This is a genomic window from Parasutterella muris (assembly GCF_943193095.1).
Lineage (GTDB): Bacteria > Pseudomonadota > Gammaproteobacteria > Burkholderiales > Burkholderiaceae_F > Parasutterella > Parasutterella muris.
Map to the genome: position 1 here is coordinate 34,513 of NZ_CALPCV010000009.1, position 24,545 is coordinate 59,057.

Annotated in this window: 16 protein-coding genes; 10 read left to right on the plus strand and 6 right to left on the minus strand. The window is 47.7% G+C overall.

Annotated elements, in window-relative coordinates:
- Nucleotides 1–157: 157 nt before the first annotated feature.
- Nucleotides 158–2,752, plus strand: a complete 2,595-nt coding sequence (locus NFR90_RS04840) for a response regulator (RefSeq protein WP_251451090.1) — start codon at nucleotides 158–160, stop codon at nucleotides 2,750–2,752.
- A gap of 48 nt (nucleotides 2,753–2,800) precedes the next feature.
- Here the strand turns inward: NFR90_RS04840 and NFR90_RS04845 are convergent, their stop codons facing one another.
- Together NFR90_RS04845 and NFR90_RS04850 are read right to left on the minus strand one after the other, a co-directional pair.
- Complete coding sequence (locus tag NFR90_RS04845) at nucleotides 2,801–3,250, minus strand: HMA2 domain-containing protein (RefSeq protein WP_160335562.1); 450 nt, start codon at nucleotides 3,248–3,250, stop codon at nucleotides 2,801–2,803.
- Entirely contained in the window at nucleotides 3,234–5,951 is a 2,718-nt protein-coding gene (locus tag NFR90_RS04850) for a heavy metal translocating P-type ATPase (RefSeq protein WP_251451092.1), read from the minus strand. The genes NFR90_RS04845 and NFR90_RS04850 overlap by 17 nt, the downstream gene beginning before the upstream one ends.
- Before the next feature lie 93 nt (nucleotides 5,952–6,044).
- On the opposite strand from NFR90_RS04850, the gene NFR90_RS04855 reads away from it, so the two are divergent.
- On the plus strand, nucleotides 6,045–6,992 hold the full coding sequence (locus NFR90_RS04855; protein WP_251451094.1) for a carbon-nitrogen hydrolase family protein: 948 nt from the start codon (nucleotides 6,045–6,047) through the stop codon (nucleotides 6,990–6,992).
- A gap of 54 nt (nucleotides 6,993–7,046) precedes the next feature.
- Nucleotides 7,047–8,336 (plus strand): Na+/H+ antiporter NhaC family protein, encoded by a 1,290-nt coding sequence (locus NFR90_RS04860; protein ID WP_160335567.1) that lies wholly within the window; start codon nucleotides 7,047–7,049, stop codon nucleotides 8,334–8,336.
- An 84-nt stretch (nucleotides 8,337–8,420) separates the two neighbouring features.
- Here the strand turns inward: NFR90_RS04860 and NFR90_RS04865 are convergent, their stop codons facing one another.
- Nucleotides 8,421–9,326 (minus strand): HAD family hydrolase, encoded by a 906-nt coding sequence (locus NFR90_RS04865; protein WP_251451096.1) that lies wholly within the window; start codon nucleotides 9,324–9,326, stop codon nucleotides 8,421–8,423.
- Nucleotides 9,327–9,521: 195 nt separating this feature from the next.
- Between NFR90_RS04865 and NFR90_RS04870 the strand changes: the two genes are divergently transcribed.
- The 7 genes from NFR90_RS04870 (at nucleotide 9,522) to NFR90_RS04900 (ending at nucleotide 18,114) form a co-directional block, all read left to right on the plus strand.
- A complete protein-coding gene (locus tag NFR90_RS04870) occupies nucleotides 9,522–10,619 on the plus strand; it encodes a threonine synthase (protein WP_251451098.1) in 1,098 nt (365 codons plus the stop codon).
- 82 nt (nucleotides 10,620–10,701) lie between these two features.
- On the plus strand, nucleotides 10,702–11,157 hold the full coding sequence (locus NFR90_RS04875; RefSeq protein ID WP_160336060.1) for an Lrp/AsnC family transcriptional regulator: 456 nt from the start codon (nucleotides 10,702–10,704) through the stop codon (nucleotides 11,155–11,157).
- A 123-nt stretch (nucleotides 11,158–11,280) separates the two neighbouring features.
- The gene (locus tag NFR90_RS04880) at nucleotides 11,281–13,047 is read left to right on the plus strand and encodes a sensor histidine kinase (protein WP_251451100.1); all 1,767 of its coding nucleotides are present in this window, start codon (nucleotides 11,281–11,283) and stop codon (nucleotides 13,045–13,047) included.
- Nucleotides 13,044–13,673: a response regulator transcription factor gene (locus NFR90_RS04885; RefSeq protein WP_251451101.1), complete on the plus strand. Its 630-nt coding sequence runs from the start codon at nucleotides 13,044–13,046 to the stop codon at nucleotides 13,671–13,673. The genes NFR90_RS04880 and NFR90_RS04885 overlap by 4 nt, the downstream gene beginning before the upstream one ends.
- Nucleotides 13,670–15,082, plus strand: coding sequence for an FAD-dependent oxidoreductase (locus NFR90_RS04890; protein WP_251451103.1), 1,413 nt, complete (start codon nucleotides 13,670–13,672; stop codon nucleotides 15,080–15,082). The genes NFR90_RS04885 and NFR90_RS04890 overlap by 4 nt, the downstream gene beginning before the upstream one ends.
- A gap of 113 nt (nucleotides 15,083–15,195) precedes the next feature.
- Nucleotides 15,196–16,668 (plus strand): FAD-dependent oxidoreductase, encoded by a 1,473-nt coding sequence (locus NFR90_RS04895; protein ID WP_160336071.1) that lies wholly within the window; start codon nucleotides 15,196–15,198, stop codon nucleotides 16,666–16,668.
- 231 nt (nucleotides 16,669–16,899) lie between these two features.
- Nucleotides 16,900–18,114 carry a nitronate monooxygenase gene (locus NFR90_RS04900; RefSeq protein WP_251451105.1) on the plus strand — a complete coding sequence of 405 codons (1,215 nt, stop codon included), beginning with the start codon at nucleotides 16,900–16,902 and terminating at the stop codon, nucleotides 18,112–18,114.
- Between the two features lie 311 nt (nucleotides 18,115–18,425).
- Here NFR90_RS04900 and NFR90_RS04905 read toward each other — a convergent pair whose 3' ends face one another.
- The 3 genes from NFR90_RS04905 to NFR90_RS04915 all read right to left on the minus strand — a co-directional run bounded on the left by NFR90_RS04905 (nucleotide 18,426) and on the right by NFR90_RS04915 (nucleotide 24,100).
- Complete coding sequence (locus NFR90_RS04905) at nucleotides 18,426–19,118, minus strand: hypothetical protein (RefSeq protein WP_160336054.1); 693 nt, start codon at nucleotides 19,116–19,118, stop codon at nucleotides 18,426–18,428.
- Nucleotides 19,119–19,183: 65 nt separating this feature from the next.
- On the minus strand, nucleotides 19,184–21,907 hold the full coding sequence (locus NFR90_RS04910; RefSeq protein ID WP_251451107.1) for an autotransporter outer membrane beta-barrel domain-containing protein: 2,724 nt from the start codon (nucleotides 21,905–21,907) through the stop codon (nucleotides 19,184–19,186).
- 18 nt (nucleotides 21,908–21,925) lie between these two features.
- The gene (locus NFR90_RS04915) at nucleotides 21,926–24,100 is read right to left on the minus strand and encodes a hypothetical protein (RefSeq protein ID WP_251451109.1); all 2,175 of its coding nucleotides are present in this window, start codon (nucleotides 24,098–24,100) and stop codon (nucleotides 21,926–21,928) included.
- Between the last annotated feature and the right edge of the window lie 445 nt (nucleotides 24,101–24,545).

Sequence of the window (24,545 nt, forward strand, 5' to 3'; positions counted from 1 at the left end):
TAGAGCTGTCCTCTGAGGAGAAATCTCAGACTGAGCATTAGAGAGATAAGCGAAGTAGCTGAGGTAAAAATAGGAGAAGTTGTATGAAGAGGTCGTCAATCTGAACTAAAATAACGAAATGCATAGAAATACGAACCCCTGGCAGTTGATCTGAATTATGCCGACAAAGAGAATAATCAACGCGAGAAATCGTGCGGTCGTACTTGGCAGCGTTGTCGCACTCTATGTTTTGACGACCGTCTTCTTCCTCCTGCGTGTGAATCAATACACTCAAGATATCTACGATTATCCCTATACAGTTTCCTCACAGGCGCGAATTATGCAGAGTCGCCTGTATGACTTCAGAAGTATTTTGCCGGTTGTGTTCGCATCGACAGATTTAGCTCCGGAGGATATCGAAAGCACATTGGAATCTCAGGAAGCACTTCAGAAAAACAGCATTAAGATCATTGAAAAAAAATACAGAGGTGGTTCTGAAGAATTAAGCAATTTAAAGGAAGCGTTATCCAGCCTACAGGCAAAGCGTCGTGAGCTGATCGAGATGACACGACAGGATCCGACTGTCGTAAGCATCATTACCCGCTATAGCCAGATCGTAGAACCGGCCTTTGTCCGCCTTGACGACGCACTTGACATCATTGCGGATGGGGCAGATAAACGAGGGCAGGAAATTCATGAGCATGCAGATAAAATTATCGTATATATCGTTGTTTTTACTATTGTTTTCGGTCTATTCCTGATTTTCTTTATTTACAGCGAGACCAATGAAGTCACTAGGTGGAATAAACGAATCCTGCAGAGGGAAAAGCTTCTTAATCTTCTGTGCGCTAGCGTGAACGACGTCTATATCATCTTCACTCGCACAGGTGAACCTGAATTTGTCAGCGCTAACACCAAGGCAATTCTCGGTATTAACCACACCAACATCCTAAAAGATAAGAATCTTTTTTTTCAGATGCTGAATGATAAAGATAACGAGTGGCTCCAAAAGTGCCTAACCGACTCTGCTGCTTCATCTTTTGCTCCACGTACGGTTGAACTACGCGGCAGCTCCAGATCCTACAAACTGCATGTCTATCTGATGAGAGCGGGAGAATCCAGCTGGTTTGTCGTGTCGCTTGTAGATGAAACAGAACAAATTCAGTACCAGAGGACATTGGGCGACGCTCTTCAGTCTGCACAAAATGCCAGCCGCGCAAAGAGCCAATTTCTTTCGCATATGTCGCATGAGATTCGTACGCCCATGAATGCGATCATTGGTATGACGACAATCGCACTTGCTAAACTCGACAATAAGGAAAGAGTCAGAGACTGTCTGACAAAAACCATGCAGGCGTCCAGGCATCTGCTTGGACTCATTAATGACATCCTTGATATGTCTAAGATCGAAAGCAATAAACTTGTGCTGTCTCAGGAGCCGTTCAATCTAAAGGATGCAATTCACAATCTAATGAATCTTGTTGACCCTCAAGCCAAGAGCAAAGGTGTGAATTTTGAGGTCACTATGAGCGGAGTCAAGCATGAGTCTTTTGTTGGAGATGCTCTTCGAACGAATCAAATTCTGATCAACATTCTCGCCAATGCCATTAAATTTACTCCAGAAGGCGGCAGTGTTCGTATGAGAATGTTCGAGAAAGCTACGAGTCCTAGCCGTGTTCGTTTAAAATTCGAAATTTCTGATACCGGTATCGGAATGGATGAAGAATTTCTTCAGCGAGCATTCCTTCCGTTTGAGCAGGCTTCTGGCGATATCAGTAAGAAGTTCGGAGGATCCGGCTTAGGGCTTGCCATCACCTATAACCTTGTCAGTCTTATGGGAGGGACGATTTTCGCAAAAAGCGAACTTGGTAAAGGTTCAACTTTTACCGTAGATATTCCTTTCGGATTAACTGATGAATCGGCTGAACATGACGAGGGGCTGAGAGAGTTAAAAGCGCTTGTTGTTGATGACGATAAAGATACCTGTGAACACGCGTGTCTGCTTTTAGGCCAGCTTGGACAAAAGACTGAGTTTGCATTGAGCGGCAGAGAAGGAATCGAAAAGATCGAACAGTCTCTGGAAGAAGGAGACCCGTTTGACGTCTGCTTCCTTGATTGGAAGATGCCGGAAATGGACGGAGAGGAAACTGCCTGTAAGATTCGAGAAATCGTCGGACCTGAAACTCTCATCATCATTATCAGTGCTTATGATTGGTCACCAATTGAAAAGAGAGCGAGAGAAGCCGGAGTTAACGGATTTATCGCTAAACCTTTCTTCACATCTTCCTTCTATGACTGCCTGAAGGCAAACGACGTTAATAGAAAAAATGAAACTGAAAAGCAGGCAACGCAGCCCGCGCATCATCCGACCATAAAAAAACGTATTCTGCTGGCAGAAGACAACGTCTTTAATGCTGAAGTTGCAGAAGAGTTTCTAGATATGGCTGGCTATGAGGTTGAAGTTCAGACAAATGGGAAAAAAGCGTTTGAAGCTTTTGAGCAGCGTCCTACCGGGTACTATGATTTGATCTTTATGGATATTCAGATGCCGGAAATGAACGGACTGGAAGCTACAAGGAAAATACGTCAACTCGATAGAAAAGACGCAAAAGAGATTCCAATCGTCGCCATGACCGCCAATGCGTTCTCTGAAGATGTTTCAATATCTTTGGAAGCCGGTATGAATGATCATATTTCCAAGCCGCTGGAACTCAAAAGGCTCTATCAGGTATTGGGAAAATATTTGGGAACTGATCCAAAAAATAAAGAATAGAAGTGTTTTTGAGGCTTCTGCTAGGCAGAAACCTCATTCAGACAGGAGCTACCGAAGCATATTCTTTCGATAGCGATAAGTATGAAGTGCGGCAAGGGCAACAAAGACCGCTCCTGCCGCAGTGTGGAGTTTGAATCCTTTGAATGCGAGAGCTGCTAATGAGGTTAAACCGCATACCAGCATACCCTTGTTTTCAAAAAGTCTCATCTCTTTGCTGCGCAGCATTTTCTTCGTCCTATGAGACAGAGTCGGCAGCGGTTTTGCATGAGGAACAACCTCATTAAAAACATGTGCTAAACCCCTTCTTTCAAAAGTGTGGGGATCATACTCAAGCAAAACAGAACCAGTAATCTGGTTCACGTCAGCCTTACGGACACCTTCAAGAGTTTTAAGCTCTTCCAACATCCGTTCAGCTGTTTTTAAATTCTTAAGAGCCGGGACGCGAAGACGCATGCGTCCCTTAGTATCGCTCACAATAAAATTATTCAAGCGCTTCATCGCTATACTCCAATTCCAGAATTTCTTCCTGATCGTATTTTTCAGCCAACTTCGGCTGCTGTGCGCTCCATGCGACGCCGAGCGTTGTGACATTGTGCAGAACAGCTCCGGTCGCAGGCATAATCAGCCCTAAAAGGCCGCCGGCCAGGTATGTCGAATTCAGTCCGATCGTAATCTGGAAGTTTTCTTCGATTCGCCGATAAGTCTTTTGTCCGAGCTCAATCGCCACGGGAAGCTGCGTCAAGTCAGAGTTCAGTAAGACAACCGAAGCGACTTCTTTTGCCAGATCCGCCCCGTCAGAAAGCGTTACACCGACAGTTGCCGCTGAGAGTGCAGGAGAATCATTAATGCCGTCTCCGATCATTAAGACCTTTCTTCCTTCATTTTCCATTCTGCGGACAATGTCGGACTTCCCTGTCGGAAGAACCTGCGAGAAATATTTCGTAATACCAAGACGACGCGCAACGTTCGCTGCTGTCCTCGGACCGTCTCCGGTAATCATCGCGATATTATTGATACCCAGAAGTTTCAGATTTTGAATGACATCTTTCGCTTCAGGCCGAATCGGATCCTCGACGCCAATCAAACCGCTTAACGTGCAGCCGACCACAAAATAAAGAACTGAATGCCCTTTCGAGGCAATTCTGTCGATCTCAGGCTGAGCAAAAGAACAATCCACGCCCTCATCATCCTCCACAAAATGACGCGAGCCGATCAGCAGTCTTTCTCCGTGCAGTTTAGATGCGATACCATGGCCGACAATGTATTCGACTTCGGCATGTTCTTCTTCATGCTGCAAGTGTCTTTCCGCTGCGGCGCGAACAACAGCGCGAGCCACAGGGTGCGGGAAATGTTCTTCCAAGCATGCCGCCATGCGCAGAATTTCTTTTTCGGACCATTTCGAATCCAAAGGTACAACGCACGACACTTTCGGAGAAGAAACCGTCAGAGTGCCGGTCTTATCAAATACCACCGTGTCAACCTGAGCTAAGGCTTCAAGATACTTACCTCCCTTGATCAAAATCTTGTGGTTTGCCGCTTCCTTCATCGCGCTGAGAAATGCGATCGGTGTTGCCAGTTTCAGCGCGCATGAGTAATCAACCATCAGGACGGCAGCAACCTTAGCCAAGTTTCTTGTCACCGCGCCAACGACTCCAGCCAGTAAGAAGCTATAGGGCACGATCGTATCCGCAAGCCGCATAGCTTTTGCCTCAATTCCTGCCTTTGTCTTCTCACTGTTTTCAATAAATTCGACGATCTTATTAAGACGGCTTTCAGAGCCGATTGCGGTAGGTCTGATTAAAAGTTCGCCCTCTTCCACTGTTGTACCGGCAAATACAACGTTCCCAGCTGTGCGGTGTACCGGAAGCGGCTCACCAGTCATGGAAACCTGATTCACCATACCGTCCCCGCCAACTACTTCACCGTCAGCCGCGATAGCGCTGCCCGCTCTGACTACAAGAATGTCGTATTTCGTTAAAGAGGAGAACGGAACTTCGAAATCTTCACCGTCTTTGCGGATCCATACTGTGTCAACATTAACTGCCAAGGACTCGGTTAGATTTTCCATCGTCTTGCGCCGCGTCCACTCTTCAAGGCTTTCACCCAAGCCGAGAAGCAGAGCAGTTGTTGCCGCAGTTTTGAAATCCCTCATCACTAACGCGATCGCGACAGAACTTAGATCTAAAACTTCAACAGTGATCTTGCCTCTGAAGAGCTGTTTAAACCCGTCAAAAAAGATATCTTTCGTTCCGGAAATAAACATCCCAAGCCGCAAAGGAAACGGCAGGAAAGAACCGAAAAGCAGTCTTAATGAAGGCCAAAACGTCACATCCGAGATGACACTTGTACCCGTCGGAATCGTTTTAGGCATTGTACGAACTTCGTACTCGCTGTCGGACAAGACATGCTCAACAGCCTTGAGCGCAGAAAATTTCGTTATAGCCGCAGCGGCGTGACGAGGAATGGTTGTCAGGGCATTCGTGCCTGTTAATAAAGCAGGGATTGCACTGAAATGAGACGTAGAAACCAGCACACGCCTTTTCTTTCCAAGCGACGAGAGGATTTCGTCCACAAGACCGTAGTAACCTCCGCTGGACACCAAAATATGGCCCCGATCAACATAAGTCTCCAAATTCCAGTCGGCTGTACCGAATGTATTCGGATCGATCAGGCATCCATAATTTCCGCTTCCGACCTCTACAGAACAGACACTGTCGCTTCGTGTGCCGCCGCTCGTCACAGCGAGATCTATCGATCGGGAAAGCAGCATCTCCTCCACTAAAACTGAATTGGTTTGAACAAATCTCAATCGAGTACAAGTCGGAATGCGTTTGGTGAGTTCGACCATGTCAGACCCCATCGCCAGCTCGAAATCATCGGACATTCCAATCGTGATCGTCCTGCCGTTGAAAAGCCCCGAGCGGCTTGAAAAAAGTTCAAAGGTTTGCGAGAAACGCTCCAGCATCTCACGAAGTGTTGGATAGAGCTGATTCGCAAATAAAGTCGGCGTCAATCCTCTTCCGTTTCGAACGAACAATGGATCGCTGTAGAGCGTTCTTAACTTCGCCAGAGAAGCGGAAACGGCTGACTGAGTTTGATTAAGCCGTAGTCCGGCTCTTGTTGCACTTTTTTCTTCATATACAGCAACAAAGACTCTGACTAAATTTAAATCAATTGAATCGATATTAATCTCGTTCATATCTCTTATTTCTCCTCGCCGTATTCGCAAGTCAGCTTAAGTCAGAAAATCTTAACTGTAGCCCTCATCCATCTAATTCTAAAGGAGAAAATCATGAGCAAACATATAGTTGCGGCGCTTCAAATCGGAAGTGATCTTATCGAAGGAAAAGCCAAGACATTAGAAAAAATCATGTCTTACGAACAGGCAATCATTGATTCGAAAGCTGAACTTGTCGTGATGCCCGAGGCTCTTCTCGGCGGATATCCGAAAGGAGAAATCTTTGGTGCATATCTAGGGTACCGATTGCCTGAAGGACGTGCCGACTTTGCCGCCTACTACGAAAACGCCATTGACGTTCCCGGGCCTGAATGCGAGGAACTCGCCGCTCTTTCTGCTCGCACTGGAGCTTCCTTAGTCGTCGGATGCATTGAGAAGACTCCCCATGCTCTTTACTGCTCCGCGCTCTTCTTCGACCCCGAAAGCGGACTTGCCGCTAAACACAGAAAGCTTCTTCCAACCGCATCTGAGCGACTCGTTTGGGGCATGGGAGACGGGTCCACACTTCCGGTTGTGCAGACAAAAGCCGGCAAAGTCGGCGCCTGCATCTGCTGGGAAAATCATATGCCGCTGCTTCGCTCCTACATGTATGCCAAAGGAGTAGAGGTTTACTGCGCTCCGACGGTCGACTGCCGCGATCAGTGGCAGCACTCAATGAAACACATCGCGCATGAGGGGCGCTGCTTTGTGGTAACCGCTGTCCAGTACCTACCGTCTCCGGAAGCCTTAGGCAAAACCGTTCCACACTGGAAGGACGATGAAGAACTGATGCGCGGCGGCTCCGTCATCGTTGACCCGATGGGGCAGGTACTTGCCGGACCTCTATATCACAAAGAAGGTTTGGTCAGTGCTGAGATCGATCTCGAGGACATCGTCAAAGCAAAGTATGACATGGATGTTTCCAGTCACTACGCCCGTCCCGACGTGTTCTCTCTGCATGTAGATACAAGACCAAAAAAAACCGTTGTTGAGACCGTCGTCACTGAAGTGATCTCTAAATAACAAACCTCATGTTCGGGCACGTCTCAGACGTGCCCATTTTCTCAGGAGACAAATATGACCGGCGTGATACTTGCTCAGATTGTTGTCGTAGTTACGCTCATTCTCATGATTATCGGCAAAACGCCGATGTACATCACCGCAGTTGTCGGCTCCACGATTGCAGCTCTGCTGGCCGGAATTCCGCTTTACGGCGCAGACCCTGTAACCATTAAAGGCCTGTTGATTGGCGGTTTAAATCCCGTACTAATTGATATGGGCGGCATTCTTCTTTTTATAGGCATTATGCAGTCAACCGGTTTTCTCCATGTCATCATCGGAGATATTATTAAAGCCGGTAACTATATTGGAGGCGGTCCCGGAATTATCACTGCGGCAGCAGCGGTCGCCGGCGGTATCGGCATGATGGTGGGCTTTACTCAGGCCGCTATTACCGGCGTTGTCGCAGGTCCTGCCGCTATTAAGCTCGGAGTGGATAGGAATGAAGCCGCCGGTGCGCTGCAGCACGCGAACATTCTCGGCTGCGGAGCCGGCTTCTCGCACCCGACTGTTGTCGGCATTCTGGCAATTTCCGGGATCGGCTACGGCATGGTAAACGTTTGGGGGTTCGTGGTTGCCGCCGCGGTTATGAGCATAGCCTGGTATCGGATGAGAACACACGTTCGAAAGGAAGGATTTGTTAAAAAAATGAGCGCCGAAGAGATTAAGCAGCTTCTCGATAAATTCAATAAAGACAAAAAAGCAAATGTTTCTTCCTGGATTGCATTCACTCCGTTCATCATCCTTATTGTCGCCGCTTCAAGCGGAGCTCCGATCTTCATCGTGTGCTTTTTCTGCGCACTGCTGACGTCTTTACTTGCTCGTCGTGATCTTCAGAAGAGCCAGGGAGAGATGATTGAAGGCGTCAGAATGATCGCTGTGCCTTTCATCGCGACCATTGTTTTCCTTTTCATGTCCGGCGTGATTAAAAATACGGGTTTCGTGGACACCATTGCGAAATTCTTTGAACCGCTGCTCGCCTACTCGCCAGAGCTTCTGATGTTCCTGATTTCAATTATCACCGGCATCATCACGCAGAGCCTTGCAGCCTCTTCTGCAATCCTGCTTCCGTTTCTCTCCGTCGTGCTGACTGCAGGAGCCGATCCGATGGCAAGCTCCGTTGCCGCCATCGCCGGGGCCAATATTGGTCAGTACTACCTGACAGGCGGTCCGGTTTCCGGCTTAAATACTGTGATCCCTGTTGTTCCCGGTTCTGACTTAGTGAAGGCCAACTTGTTCCAAAGACCGAACTATCTCTTTGGATTCGTTGTCGCAGGCTGTATTGTCGCAGCACTGACATTCCTCTAAGAAGAAATACCTTATTAAATAATCCTTCCTCCTTTTGCAGGCTGTCTTTCGGGCGGCCTGCTCTTTTATTCGCATAGGAAATCGTCAGAGATGGCGAGGCGTGCCGGCCGGCTGCTGATAAATTCGATTTTTTTCTTCGATAATCGCTTGAGCGCGTTCCTCCAGCCGCCGCATGATCCAAAGTACTGCTGTGGAGTCTTCGCGGTAATCAGCCTCAGCGATCATCTGAACACGGTCGTCCCTTCTCAGCTTATCCACCTGAACGAAAGCCTCATTGCTGCCCTTCGGGTATACAGCCAAGGTTGCTCCGCCTTTTTCGTTAATCAGAGAAAACGCCGGAACGTCGCTCGGGCCGTCCGCAACATAAACCATATTGCGAAAACGCACACGTCTTTCGCTTTCCGGAATTTTAGAATTCACATCAATTGACGCGCCTTCGACCACGCCAACGCCTTTGTTAATCTCAAAAATCGCTTTGGTTTTAGATGTATTGTCCAGACTATATGCAATCTTGCCAAGATGACGCAGTCCGTTCTCCTCAACATCAACCAGTTCCGCGCCCCAGACATGCTTTACGTGCGGGAAAATGTCGGATCCTATAATCATTCGTTTCAGGCCGGTGCTGACGATATAGTTCTCGAATGTAATACCGGCATCTCGATACTGAGGTTCATCGTTGAGCTTATTGACGGCGGTAAATAAATCCACCGCGCCTTCATAAAACTCAATTTCTTTTCCGAATCGGACGAGCAAATCGTTATTTAGTCCCTCAAACATTCCGCCTTTTTTACTGAATTCAAGAAACCGATTAAGGTAGAAAGAGTCTTCATTAACATCAAGTCCTTGGTCCCGAAGCGCTTGTATCTCTTTGCGGTTTTCCGCCCAGAATTGAGCGCCGTCAAATTTGTAGTGTTTGAAGATCGGTTCCTGCATGTAGTTAGGAATAAGCGTCTTGTCGAAGTCCCAAATCGTTGCGATCACATCAGCCATAATTACTCACCTTTTTCTAATATTTTAAAGGGATTAGAGCAATTATCTTTTTGATTCTCTGCTCTTTTGAAGTAAAAAGGGACAGCCACTCATCACTGCCCGCAGAGATTAAAAATCCTCATGAGCAACATCTTTCTTTCCGTCTTTGATCATTAAAATAATTTCACAGCCAAATCCATTTAAAGGAAACAAGACATGAACTTCATTTGCTCTCAATGCGGCAAAACAACCGACAGCGCAACAATGGCCTGTCACTGTAAATGCGGAGGACTTTTCTCCCTGCCTCAGGATCATTTGCCTTTATGGGATAAGAGTCTTATCGATCAAAAAGTATGGAGCCTTTTCCGCTATCACGCCTTTATGAACCTCGATGCAGGCGAATGGAAATCTGTCTCAATGGGCGAAGGCATGACGCCGATTGTTCCTTTTAACGAAGATGTGCTCTTCAAAATGGATTTCATGATGCCTACTCTGTCCTTTAAGGATCGAGGCGCGGCAGCATTAGTGAGCCACATGAAAGCCATCGGCGTTAAAAAATGCGTCCAGGATTCCAGCGGCAATGCCGGTGTTGCGGTTGCGGCTTACTGTGCCCGCTGCGGCATTGAATGCGAGATCTATGTTCCGGAAGGCACCAGCCCTAACAAAATTTCTATGATTGAAGGCTTCGGCGCCAAAGCCGTTGTTGTTCCCGGAAGCCGTGACCACTGCGCAGATGTCTGCAGATCCAAAGTCGAAGAAGAAGGCGCTTACTACGCTAATCATGTCTACAACCCATATTTCTATGAAGGGACAAAATCCTATATCTACGAAACGTTTGAGCAGCTCGGCAGACTGCCTGAAAATATTTTCATCGAGCTTGGCAACGGCACGCTCTTTATCGGCGCGGTCTTAGCCGTCGAACATCTGCTTCGTTCCAAAGCTATCGATAAGGCTCCGAACCTTATCGCGGTACAGAGCGAAAACTGCGCGCCCTTTATGGAAACCGTTGAGCAGAACGCCGATCACATAGTCAGTGTCGACGTGAAACCCACATTGGCCGAGGGTATTGCGATCGGTAAACCCGCAAGAGGCGCGGAAGTACTTGAAATGATACGAAAGCACTCAATTCGGGTTGTTACAGCGCCCGAAGCGCAAATCCTCGAGTGCCGCAGGCAAATGGCGGCAAAAGGGTTTTACGTCGAGCATACAACCGCCGCGGCGCTTGCCGCCTACTACCGTTATCAGGAGCTTTACGGCCCAACGCATGACGCCTTAATTTCATTATGCGGTGCCGGCCTCAAGAGCGAACATTAAAAGCGGTCAGCCCTGTTTTAATTTCACCCGCGGACTCCCTATATTGATACAATTCCTCAAGGTATTTTAAAGGGGTACCCGGATGGATAAATTCGATCGTGAAATTCTTTCGATATTGGTCGAAAACGGTAAAATTCAGCTTTCTGAGCTCTCCAAAATGACTGATCTCAGTGTTTCGTCCTGCCAGAGGAGAATTAAAAATCTGGAAGAAACGGGCATTATCAGTAAGTATCAGGCGGTGGTAAATGAGAAGGCGGTTGGCAAAGGCTTCCAAGCTCTGGTTTTCATTTCATTGGCACAAGCAACCAATGAGAAAATCGGTGAGTTTGAACGAGCCCTCGTGAACATTCCTGCTATTACCAGCGCACATAGGATTTTTGGAGAGCAGGATTATGTGCTGCGTGTCGCGACGACGGACCTCTCCGACTACCAGCAGGTCTATGACACTCAGTTGTCGACGCTTCCCTATATCAGGAAGATCGAAACAACACTTCTTATGAAGGAGATTGTTCCTTTTAGATTGTGTCTTGACCAATAATCGATTCGATTGCTCTGCCTATCAAGCCGCCTTTTGGGCGGCTTTTGATTTTTCGCAGGAAATCACCAATAGCAATCCTCACCCGATCGGACAACAATATCCCGCGAATAATAGGGATATCGAGTGCAGCTGCTTAAATTTCTTTTCTTCATTTGTTCGGCTTTCTTTTGCTTTAGCTCAGCCGCATCAGAAGCAAAACAGGAAATCAGGATTGCGGTTTTGTATACGGAGGACCCGCTGTTCTTCATCAATACCTTCGCGCCGACCATTGACTTTTTAAGGAAACGCTTTCCGCAGTATCGGATCACCACGCAGGAAATTACAGAGCTTCAAGCTTTCGATAAGCTCAAAACCGAAGATTTCAGTTTTCTCCTTTCTCCTGCGGGTGTTTACGCGTCTTTTGATCCTACTTCCGAAGGGCTTCGGCAAATCGCCGCAAGGACCTCGCCTTTTGCGAGTACAGCCTCTGAATCCGTTGCGTCTGTGCTTATTACGTCCGCACACCGATCTGATATCACAAGTCTGAAAGACATTCAGGGCAAAAGAATCGCAATCCGCGATCCTAATTCTCTGAGCGGCTGGCTCGGCGCAAAGGGTGTACTTCGCGATCATCTTTCGGAAAAGGATCTTGAAGGCAGACTGATCAATACCCAATACCGATTCCCTGACGTTTATTCCTACCTGGAGTCGGATGAAGCGGATGTTGCCGTTATCCCAGCGTGCGAACTTGAATCATTGATTGAACGCGGTCTTATCTCCGGTGACAAATACCGAATCATCGGAGAAAAGCCTTCCACGCTTGCCTGCAAAGTTTCTTCTTCGCTTTACCCGGATTTTGTTTTCTCTTCGTTCCCGCACGCATCTCCGGAAATCGTAAAAGACTTCACCGTCGCCCTTTTAACAATGCCTAAAATGCCTGACGGCGGATCTTGGGGCATTGCGAACGACTTCCGCAGTGTTCTGCGGCTTTTTAGAAAACTCGAAATCGGACCATACAAACCTCAGCCCTTTTCTTTGTTTCAGCTGGTCAGCAAATACAAAACGGAAGCAGTCCTTGCACTTGCCCTGCTTTTAGGACTGATTTTCCATATCTACCGAACGAATTCACTTGTGCTGCAGAGAACGTCCGACCTTCGTAAAGCCATTGAACAAAGGGACAGCGTTGCAGAAATCGCAAGAGCTTCGCTGAAGCGTCTCAATCTCATGGAAAGACGAGGCATTCTTTCGCAGCTCTCTAATATGTTTGCTCATGAGCTGAAGCAGCCTTTATCCACAGTGGTCAATTACTGCAACGGCCTGAAGATGTACGGAGAGTCTGTAAAACTTGATCCGATTCTCAGCGAGAGCATTGAGGCGATATCTTCTGAAACCCAGAAAGCCGCAGCGATCGTAGATCGAGTAAGAAGTTATGCAAAATCAACCCAGCCGGTTTCTTCCGAGGCAAAAGCTGACCTCTCGGAAGCGATACGCAAAGCCATCAACGCTTTCAGACTTTACGTCTCCACTCAGTGCCGATTAAATGTCGATATTCCGGAAAGCTGCATGGTCGCCGGAGACCCGCTGGAACTTGAAATTCTAGTTCTTAATCTTCTGCGCAATGCCTCAGACGCAGTTGAGCCGCTAGGTAAAGACGCACAGATCAAGGTGGAAGTGAAGCAGACAGAAGCGGGATGCACACTAAACGTCAAGGATAACGGGCCGCCAGTAACAAGTGACGTTGTCGAGCGCATGAGACGGGCGCTTCAGGCCTCAATTAAAACCGATGGTCTTGGGCTTGGTCTTATGATTGTGCACGCCATCATTGAGCGGCACCGCGCCGAAATTAATATTCAGCAGTTAAAACCTCAAGGCATCAGTATCTCAGTGACATTTAAAGGAGCTGACTCATGAAAACTTCAAAGCTAGACCCCATCATTAGGATTGTTGATGATGACCCAAAGGTCCTTGCCTCAGAGGTTTTTCTGGTGAAGATGGCGGGATATCGAACCGCTTCCTACGAAAGCGCCCTCGCATTCCTGAATGAATACGATCCGCTCTTTCCCGGCTGCCTGATACTCGATATCCGAATGCCGGAAATGAGCGGGCTGCAGCTTCAGGAAGAAATGATCCGCAGAAATATTGATCTTCCAATATTGTTTCTTACCGGGCACGGGGATGTGGATATGGCCGTCAAAGCCCTTCTCACCGGGGCCTCGGATTTTCTTATCAAGCCGCCTGATCCAGCAAGATTAAAGGCTTCGCTCGCCAAAGCTGTTGCTGAAAATCTAGAGGATCGGGCTCGTAAAGAAGAAATCGATCATATGACGGTCAAGTACAACCTGCTCACCGCAAGTGAAAAGAAAGTAGCTCCGAGGATTGCCAACGGTGAGTTAAACAAGGTCATCGCCTTTGATATGGAAGTATCGGAGCAGGCGGTCAAAAACTGGAGAAGTGCCGTCCTGCATAAATTGGAATGCCGCAATGTGATTGAACTTCACAATTTTCTTCGCAAGATAGGCATTATTGAGGCCTCATGATGCTTAGACGCGACTTTATGATTTCTGCCGGAGCCTGTGCCTTGTCCTATCCGTCACTTGCTCAGGAGAACGACTGGGATTATGACTGCGACGTATTGGTAATCGGAGCCGGGGCCGCAGGTTTGTCGGCCGCGGTACGCGCAAGTGAGCTCGGAGCTCGAGTCATTCTGATAGAAAAGCGGGAGATTATAGGCGGCAATACCTTAATTTCCGGCGGCTTTCTCGGCGTCATAGATCCGGTCCGTCAAATTCCGCTTGGAATCACCGATTCTGAAGAGCGGCATTTCAACGATATTTGGATCAACGGCGGTCAGATCGCAAAGCCCGCACTTATCCGCACTCTTGTTAAAGAGAGTCAGCGTATGCTCGGCTGGCTGGAGAATAAGGGTGTTAAATTCCGCAATGAGGTTATAGAAATTTACGGCTCTCATCATCCCCGCTGCCATCAGCCTATTCTGCCCAACGGAACAAGTTATGTTCGGGCGCTCAGTTCTGAAGCAATGTCGAGGAAAGTCCAAATTCTGAAGTCAACGGCCGGACAAAAACTTCTTCAGAACAATGAAGGACGAGTCATCGGTGCAGAAGCTCGACAGAAAAATAAAGGAGTCCGCATTCGTGCGGATAAAGCCGTCATCCTAACGGCGGGCGGCTTCGGTGCGAATCAGCGCATGGTTGAGTCATTCGACGAAAGGCTCGTGGGGCTTCCGACCAACTGTACAACAGGCTCTACCGGTGAAATGCTTCTTTCTGCTGCTCGAATCGGCGTCTCGACCGTAGATTTAAAAGCGATTCAATGTCTGCCGGGGCCACTGCCTACCGGCAGGATTCGTGTCCGCTTCCATAACGATGTCAGCCGCTTTATTCTCATCAATTCTGAAGGGAAGCGCTTTGTGGATGAGCGCTCGAGGCGCGATGAACTTACCGACAGAATACTTTCCACGCCGCAAAAGAGCTGTTTCTGCATTATTGATAACGACGCCTTAGTCATGGCGGATCTGATTGTCCAGAGAGACGCAATCCGAGCCGCGGAGACAGGAGACGCCATTAAAGCGGACAGCATTGAGGAGCTTGCGCAAAAGCTTGGCATCGATTCTGCCGTGCTTCGGCAGACCATCGAAGAAAGAAACAATACGATTAAAGCTGACAATGAAAAGAACAAGCGATTCCCAATCGCCAAGGCGCCTTTCTGGGCAGCTAGAGTCGGCATGTGCGTGCACTACACCATGGGCGGCCTAGTGATTGATTCATCGACCCGGTGCCTTTCCGACGGGCGCCCTGTGCCGGGGCTTTTTGCAGCCGGAGAAATTACCGGAGGAATCCACGGAAGAAACAGAATCGGCGGCAACGGACTTGCAGACGCATTTACCTTTGGCATGATTGCCGCAGAACAAGCGCTTAAAAATGCGTAGCACATTAATGGGATTAAGTCAATAAACCAGAAGTTATTTCTGCGTGATTCACCGCTCCTTAAACTTTGATCATCGTTTAACACATTGATCTCAATAAACACCAAGGAGACATAATCATGGCTTTAACACGCAGATTTTTTCTGGGAACCGCTCCTGCGGCAGCCGCTGTAGGCATTTTAGGCTCTACAGTTGCCACAACAGCAGAAGCCGCCATCAAGTGGGATGAAACATACAATGTCGTCGTCATCGGTGCAGGCGGTGCTGGTCTTACAGCTGCCGTATCCGCAAAAGAAGCCGGCGCAAAGAAAGTTGTCGTTCTTGAAAAGATGATGTTCGCAGGCGGCAACACAATTCGTGCCGGCGGCGGATTTAACGCTGCGATCAAGGCTGATTATGAAAAGGCCGGCATTAAAGACTCTCCGAAACTCCACGCAGAACAGACTCTTGCCGCTGGTGACGGCAGAGGCGACCCCGTCCTCGTCAACCAGCTCACAGAAAAAGCTCCGGAAAGCGTCCAGTGGCTCAAAGATCACGGCGTTAAGTTCCAGGATCACATCTATCAGATTTACGGCGGCCTTTACAAACGTGCCCGCAACCCGCTCGGACCTCGCGGCGGCGCATACATTAAGGCTCTTCTCGAAGTCTGCAAGAAAGAAGACATTCCTATCATGTTCAATGCCCGCGTCGTTGAAATTATCCGCGAAGGCAATTTAAGCGGCAGAGTGCTCGGTGTTAAGGTTGAACTGAAAGGCAAGACAATGTACATCCGCGCCACCAACGCTGTCGTTGCAGCTGCCGGCGGCTTCGCGGCCAGCGACAGACTGACCGGTATTTCCGATCCCAGAATGGAAAAACTCGGTACAACCAACCATCCGGGCGCAACAGGCGACGTATTAACTAATCTGGTTGACATCGGTGCCGGCACACGCGGTCTTGATTACATCCAGTGCATCCCCGGAGGCGTTCCCGGAGAAAAATATCCGCCGAACCTCTTCACACATGTTGACCGCTTCCTCTTCATCAACCTCAACGGTCAGCGCTTCATCAAAGAAGATGCCCGCAGAGACGTTCTGAGAGACGCGATGCTTGACCAGCCCAAAGCAATCGCCTGGACGCTCGTCGACGCTGACGGTTTTGAGCAGCAGAAGAACTCCAAGGGTCCTGAAAACGAAGCCGCTCTTAAAGCCGGTACGCTTTACTATGCTGACACCATTGAAGACTTAGCGAAGAAGACCGGTCTTCCCGCTAAAGAATTGAAAGAAGCTGTCGACACATACAACAAAGCGGTAGACACCAAGAAAGATCCGTTTGGCAGAGCTGAAACCGTTCTTGTGAACAAGATCATTAAAGCTCCGTTCTATGCCGGCCGCGTCACAATGAAACGTCACCATACAATGGGCGGCGTCATCATTAACAAAGACGCTCAGGTTATTGACCGTCACGGCAACGTCATTCCGGGTCTCTATGCTGCCGGTGAAGTTACAGGCGGCATCCACGGTACCAACCGTGTCGGCGGAAACGCTATGGCGGACATCTTCACATACGGAAGAATTGCAGGTGTCAACGCAGCAAAGAACCCCGCATAAATTAACATAACTTAGTTCTCCTCATTAAGCAGTCTCCGACAAACGTCGGAGGCTATTTTTTCATTTTTCATTCTCTTAAAAACATCGCTTAACGAGCCGCTCGCCTTATACGCCTAAACAGCCTGTTAAAACGGCAGAATTTTCTGGGATATACCTGAATACACCGATAGTTATCTTCATGATTGTCCGCTCTATAGTGAATAAATCAATTCAATCAAAAGGAGAAATTAAATGAGCTGTTTAGACGATTACCGCATGACTTTAAAAGGCCGAGAGTTTCTTCCGCTCATGGTTGGCGGGATGGGCACAAACATTTCGACGTCCGCCTTAGTACTCGCCATAGAAAAGCTGGGCGGCATCGCTCATCTGTCCGACGCAATGCTTCCGACGGTCGCAGATAAGGAGCTTGGTACCGACTTCACTAAACAGAAGACGATTCTTTTGAAAAAATTCAGCGGCTCTTTTGACAAGAGCTTAGAGAAATTTGACCTTGCTGCACTTGCTGAAGTCAGTGATCGTTATTTCAGAAACGTGATGGATAAAGTAAGCGGAAAAGGCTTGGTTCTTGTGAACTGCATGGAGAAGCTCACCATGAACGATCAGCTGGGCACGCTCAAAACACGGCTGAACAGCGCGCTGAATGCAGGCGTTGACGGAATTACCATGTCCGCTGGACTTCATTTAAACAGTCTCAAGCTGATGCAGGACAACCCAAGATTTAAGGATGCACTTCTCGGCCTCGTTGTCTCTTCCACGCGGGCACTTAATCTCTTTCTGAAACGGACGAGCTCTATAGGACGCAAGCTTGATTACATTGTTGTGGAAGGTCCGCTTGCAGGAGGACATTTAGGATTTGGTGAGGATTGGAGAAACTACAAACTGGAAAACATCGTTAAAGATGTCGTTCAGCACGTTAAAGAGTGCGGACTGAACATTCCGGTTCTTGGAGCGGGCGGAGTCTTTTCCGGACAAGATGACATTAATCTAATTGAACAGTGCGGAGCTGCCGGCGCTCAAGTGGCCACACGCTTTACGATTGCTCAGGAAAGCGGTCTTCCTCAGCAAGTAAAAGAGATTTATCTGGACTCTAAAGAAGAAGATGTAGTTGTGAATCATCTTTCTCCCACAGGTTACCTCATGCGAATGCTGAAGAGTTCACCTGCAATCACAGCAAAGATCCACCCGAATTGTGAGTCTTACGGCTACATGCTCTCCGGCGGAAGCTGCCCTTATTTAAAAGAATTTGAAGCTCAGGAGCAAGGCGCCATAAGGGGAGAAAATTCCAAGTGCTGTTTATGCACACAGATGCGCAATTACAAGGTATGGACCTGCGGCACTACGGTTTCCAAACTTAAAGAAACTGTAAAACGCAGCGCAAGCGGCTGGGAGCTTCCGAGCGCGGAACAAATTTGGAATGATTACCGGTTTGGTAAAAACTCCAAGTAACGGGAAGCACATTAATGCTGCGCAGAAGGAGCCGGAGAGAGAAAAATGTCAAGGCAAATGCATATCTTCGGCTCTTTAAGACAAACCTGTGAACAGGTTCACACGAGCAGAAAATCGCCCGTGCTATTAGCGGGACCTGTCACTCTGTCAGGAGCCAGTTTCATTAAGTCTTATTTTCCATAAGGAGAATAAGACTTGCCATTGTTCGTAACGGATCAAGGCCCGCCGTACTCAGTTCCGCTATAGAGAAAACAAAAGACGTCGACCACATTTCTGCGACCGGCGTCTTTTCTTATGAATGTCTGTACAGATTACAGGCCTTTTTCTTCCATGGCTTTTACGCCTTCAAAGATCATCTGTTTGTAAAAACGACGGACAAACTCTGTATGGAAGTCCATGTTGTTGAAGTACGAGAACGTAAAGCGTTTCGGATCCTGTCCAAGCTCTCTTTCCTTCGAATCTTCGTGGCCGATAAACATATGATCCGTCTTGGGCACGGCTTCAAACTTCTTGCCGTCCGCAAGCGAAAGATCCATCTTCATTGTCATGTCGTACTCGTAGACAATCTTCTCAGGATGCTTATCCGGATCCGCTTTTTTAGCTGCGACCGCCGCTTTAGTCTTCTCATCCATAGCGCGAGTCACATCGATCGTCATCACGCCCTGTTTTTCCTTATCGTCCTCTTTAACGATCTTAAAGAGGCCTGTTTCCTCTAAGTAGCGTTCTGCGGCGAACCACAAGCCGTACTGTTCACGCCAGTCGGCGGGACGCTCTTCAAAGGGCTCCGTCACGATAGGACGTCCTTCCCAGAGGTAATTAACGACCAGAGAAACTTTCAGAGGCTCTTCAACTTTTTTAAACTGATCCGCCTCGATAACCTGAGTCGGCTGTGTGAACCAGCTTTCGCGCGGGTAGTCCTTATGATCGTAAGAAGTACAGGCGCTCAGACCAAGTACAGCCGCTGACAGAATGGTAATTCCAAATAATTTGCTTTCTTGTTTCATGATATGGATTCCGTTAGATGTTCCGGGAGAAGGGGGAGAAATCCTCCTCCTTCGCTTCCCGAAGATCAGAACATGTACTTGATACCGATCTGAGCGGTTTCGTTGTGATATCCGGCTTTACCGGCCTGAACACCCACGGTCGCCCAACCGAGCGTATTGCGCGTTATATGTCCTTCAAGACCCATGCGGAATTCGCCTAAATTACGGCCGCCGTCCATATAAGTCTTCGCACTGCCCATCTGAACACCGGTCTTCTTGGTGTTGTGGATCCAGTTTCCTTCGATGAATCCAAGACCCTTGTTCATGTAGTTACCGTGAACTCTGGCGCCAACTCGGATCGCAACATTGTCCTTGCCAAGCTGTTTGTACTTAGTGTCGGTTGCGTCATAGCCGTCATTGGCTTTGACTCCGTCCCATACCACCTGAACTTCAGGCTGGAAGGTCCAAATCACCTTATTGAAATCCTTCGTACCGGATTCGCCGAGAGGAATCGTGTATCCGCTTTCCACCGACCAAACCCAGCCGTGAGACTTGTAATTAAACGTCGAAGTCGTCTCGCCCCACAGCTTATTATCGTAACGACCGTACAGCAGCCAAGAATCCACATAGAATCCGTCATCCGGGCTGTTGCCTGTATAAAGGGTTCCGTAGATACCGACCGCATAGCCGTCGGAACGCGACTTGGCCGAGGCGTATGTTCTGGTATTAGCTCTATGGTAGAGGCCGCCTGCAAAGACGCCGCCAATATACTTCCAGTCTTCGTTGATTTCGTTGCGAATCAAGTCTGCGCCGATCTGAGTAACTGCAGTGCGGGCATGTGTCCTGCTTTCCCCGCCGCCGGACTTAAAGTGCGAGTGACTTCCGACCTGACGAACCCAAGCCGCTGCCGGTTTTTCTTTACCGTCAAACGGATCAATGTAGTAGGCCTGACCGAAGCGATCATGCAGGCGCATATGCATCTTGGCCCAAGCTTGCGAGTTTGCCATGTAGGCGCCTCCTTCAGGCCGCAGAGTATTGCCTTCGTCATCAGGAGTCGGCGATGTCGGATTATCCGGCATCTTTGGCAGGTCTGGGTTCTCCGGCGGTACAACAGGTACTTCCGGCTCTTCCGGTGGTTCTATCGGAGTCCAAGGAATAGCAGCATCCCCATCGGCCTTATTCACAAGGTACCAGTCGTTTCCGTCACCCTGTTCGTTAAGGCGATAGAACTTAACGTGTGTTTCGTTATCCTTTGCAACCACTCCGATCCTTGTTTGTCCGTCAGGGAAAGCAAGGTCTACGTGTTCGTTCGGATCCTTAACCTCAAAAATCAGAATACCGTTGGTGCCCCCTTCTCCGACCGTCTCGCCTCTGGACTGTGAAAAAGCTCCGAATTTTCCATCTTCATTGATGAAATAAACTTTTGACTGACCGGAAGCTGTGTCCGCATAAACTACATCGAGATAGGATGAGTTTTCCGAGCCCGGTTTGCCCCCTAGGAAGCCCTGATAGTACAAAACCGAACCCTCTTTACCAACGTAGTTACCGACCTTGACCTTATTTAGCGACACATCCGATCGTGTTGCCTCACGGCCTAAGTTATCTCCGAAAACCTTATGAGACAAGTACACAGAGCCATAGTTTTCAATTCCTCTTATAGCCACTGTGTTGTAGTGATTCTCCACCGCGGCATTCTCTGCGGCTCTTAAAGCACTTGCCTGGGCTGCTGTATTCTTCTGAATATCAAAATACAAAGAAGAATCCTTATCGACATGAGCAACTGCGCTAATCAAAGCTTCCGAAGAAGTGAGAGAAACATTGGAAGCTTTCAGCTCAACTGTGCCATAAAAATTCGGGTTATCAGAATTTATGGATGCTTGCTTTCTGTCGATAAATATTAGCTTCGAAGAAGCACTTCCTTTGAGGCTGCCGTCAATAGCATCAACCCATGTTCCATTTCTCTGCTGATCTGTGTCGGAATTCTGGTTCTTATTCTTGACGGTAAGTTCCCCACCTGTTGAACCCATACTCGCTTGATACTCCTCCGAGTCGCCCTCTTCAAATGAAATCGGTGCCGCTTGATCAAAGTCAAGCACGGAACCCTCCACGACTCTCAACGCACCTACTGTTTGGGTATGTCCCTGCAGATATACGCTTGAAGGGTTAGTGCCTTCTGCAGAAGAGCCTATATGAAGAATTGAGGTGTACCTATCTTCCGTCTCACTCATTCCCTGAGTTCCCAAAGCACCGTCAATTCCAAGAACCAGCATCGCACCTTCATCGACTACTGTATTTCCTGTATAGGAGTTTGGTTGGGGAGCCTTAGATACGACTTCATAAAGAGCTTGTCCGTTGCCGGAAACGCTCGGCTCAGTATTTGTTTTGCCAACATCGATATTGTAGATAGTATCCGGACTACCGATAATCACCGTTGAGTTCTTTGCGATAGCGACTCCGCCCGCGCCGGTAAGTTCTGCTGATAGAGTAAAGAGCTCCTGTTTGGGTTTTGAGGTATCTCCGGATTGGAAATCTTCAACATAAAGCTCGGAATTTTCTAATTTACCATTCAAAACCAGAAGCTTCCCGGGAAGAATGTTGACACTCTTAAGCCAGTACTTTATACCAACACCGGCCTCCTCTCCTGGATCTGAAACCTTACCGCTTACGCTTATCTTTTCGCCAGCTGCGTTTTCATCTTCAAACTCTCCATCGTGCCCATCGAAATGCATGTACTTATAGAAAGCATAAGTTGCGTCAGCAACATGATCTCCGCCTTGGTTGATTTCAAAACCAGGGACATCAAAAGTCATAAGACTCGCGTCGACAGTCTAGTCCCCACCTACACGTGAATCCTTTTGGTAAACAGTGCCATCTTTGATAATGCCAATAAATGTATTGCCAAAAGCATTAGTATTTTGCTTTTGTTCTGTTCTGAAGTTTGCAATTTCATCAAAAGAAATCCGAACTACAGGCTCACCGGATTCTCCATCATTGACGCCTAAATATAGTACGAGGCCCTGATAGTGATATCTAAACTGATGCATTAATGCCGGTCTGTGATTGGAATTTTCAGCCCCAAGACTACTATCCTGTTCTCTGGAAGTATGGTCATACCACATGCCGTCATCATGCGTCAGAAGGGATAATTCGCCGCTCGCGTAACCATGATTAACATTTCCCTCATCGCTAAACAGTTTTACTTTCGTATCAAAGGAAGTTCCATCTCCATTGACAGAATCAGACAAGTTTGCATATGCTCCGACCCAGAAATTGTGCTGTCCCTTTGTTGCCGTTTGGTCCTGATTTTTTTTATCAGTAGCGGCTAAGCTGGAATGATACCCATTCCTGTTAATGAGGTATGAACCAGCAACCTGCTGCCCTACATGGATGCTCCCAGACTCGTTACCGTTTAAATGAACAGTCGCTTTTTCAAGCGGATCTTCACGATTCAGCACTACTTGCTCTCTTGTAGAGCTTTGAGCTTGAGGGTAATAATCCTTAAAGACTTCGTATGACTCTTTGTTATCCAAACGACTTGTATCTAAGTATTGGCCAAAGGAGATATATCGGACATAAGCCGAATCTGCTGCAACCTCTCCGGCAATGTATGCGATACCGCGTCTTCGGTTAACGGCGTAGATCTCGCGTTCATCGATACGATTATATCGATTATCCTTGTCGTTCTCGTCCGGCTTCGTTGTCGCTGTAGCAGTTCCGTATATCGAAGAGCCAGATGCTAGCGTTGTATCTTTAAGTGAAACTAGGTTAGAGTGCAGGTCTCTGGGTTGACCTCCCGTAATTTTCATCTGATCCTGGAACTCAAGACCACCGATGACATTACCGTTAATTATCGAATCTTCTGCAGCAACAATGTTGTTCATTGCGACACCAGTAGACCAAGCTCCATAGATACTAAAGCCAACGTCTTGGTCTTGTGCAGATTCGTTGTACCACGACGACCAATCATTCTCATCGGGAGCGAGATGGTATCCGATATAACTATTTTTTATTGAAACGATATTATTATTCGCAATAGCAGAAACTTTTTTTGGATCTCCTCCTTCCTCCTGCGGATAATACAAAACCGTTTCTCCACTGTTGCTTACATATCCAGTAGCTCCGTTAACTACTTCTTTATACTTAGAAGCACCATAGTCATAATTCATTCTGTAGTAGTAAAGTCCGCGTCCTCCAACAAGGCCGAGCTTTCGCGCCCCGTCCATTCCGGCTACTACCACGGTATTCTCTAAGGTTACCTTGTTATTATTCGCTTCATAGCCTTCTGCACCGAAAATTCCTTTTGTGATGACAATACCAAAGGAATCAGGGTTTACTACCTCACCAGCATCTTTGTCAGCCCCGTCAGAAATGAAACGTACTATATTGACTACGTTACCATTTGTTTCGAAGCCCGCATGAACAACTCCGTTGTCTCCCGACACCCCATCCAATTGAGAAGAACGCCCTCCGAAGATTAGCTTTGCATATAACTTCGAGCCATCTTCCATTTGGACAGTTACTTTATTATTATTAGCAGTTGCGCCGCTATCACTTGTCTGGTCATAGCCGCCCAAATCATTACGCGAGCCGAAAAGTTTTGCTAAAAACGTTGCACCTTCCTTAACTGTAAGAGTAAGTTTATTCCCATTGGTCGTCTCGGAATACGGAAAATTACCAGGAGTCTCCGTCAAACCATATGGATTGCCTCCGAAATAAGTTTTTAAGCCGCCTGAAATCCAGATGGTTTTTTGATTATAAGTATTAGATACATCCTTAAATTCTCCAGCAGTTTTCTGAAAATCCAATGTGTTGTTGACTGTTATGGAAAGATCGCTCGGGCCGTTAGCTTCTCCAGTACCCCAAAGCCATGTAAATGCATTGTCAAGGGGATCCTTGGCAGCGTCCGCAACCTTAGGAATATAATGAACGTCCCCAGTAACTTTAACTTCAAATCCGGCAGCCTCCAATGCTTCAAGAGTAAGCGGCCAGTCATTGTCGGCCAAAGCTTGCCCTCCAATAAGATTACAGGCAAGAATCACGGAAAGAGACAGAGCCCTAACGGAACAAATCGAGTGATTTGAATGATGAAAGAGATGAGGAGACGAGTGGCTTCTCATCAGATGCGTTTTAATTCTCATTTTTCGCCTCAGGAACTATTAAATAGATTGACCTTTGCTGCCTCTTCACAGCAAATACGAAGCTCGCTGACGGTATGAATACTTGAGAATTAAATTCACTCTATCTCACGTGTTCCAGATAAATATTCAGGATTATCTGGAGTATTCAATAAAGACAATTAGTCCTTTAAAAAGGTTCCTTTACTAAACGCAGATCGTATTCAACCGCCGACGCTCGCTCGTTGGTATCAAAATTTATGTTTAGACAATATCGACTTTGATTAAATACGGGGGGGGTATAAAAGCGACGTTGGTCTCGTCCTTCTAAGCA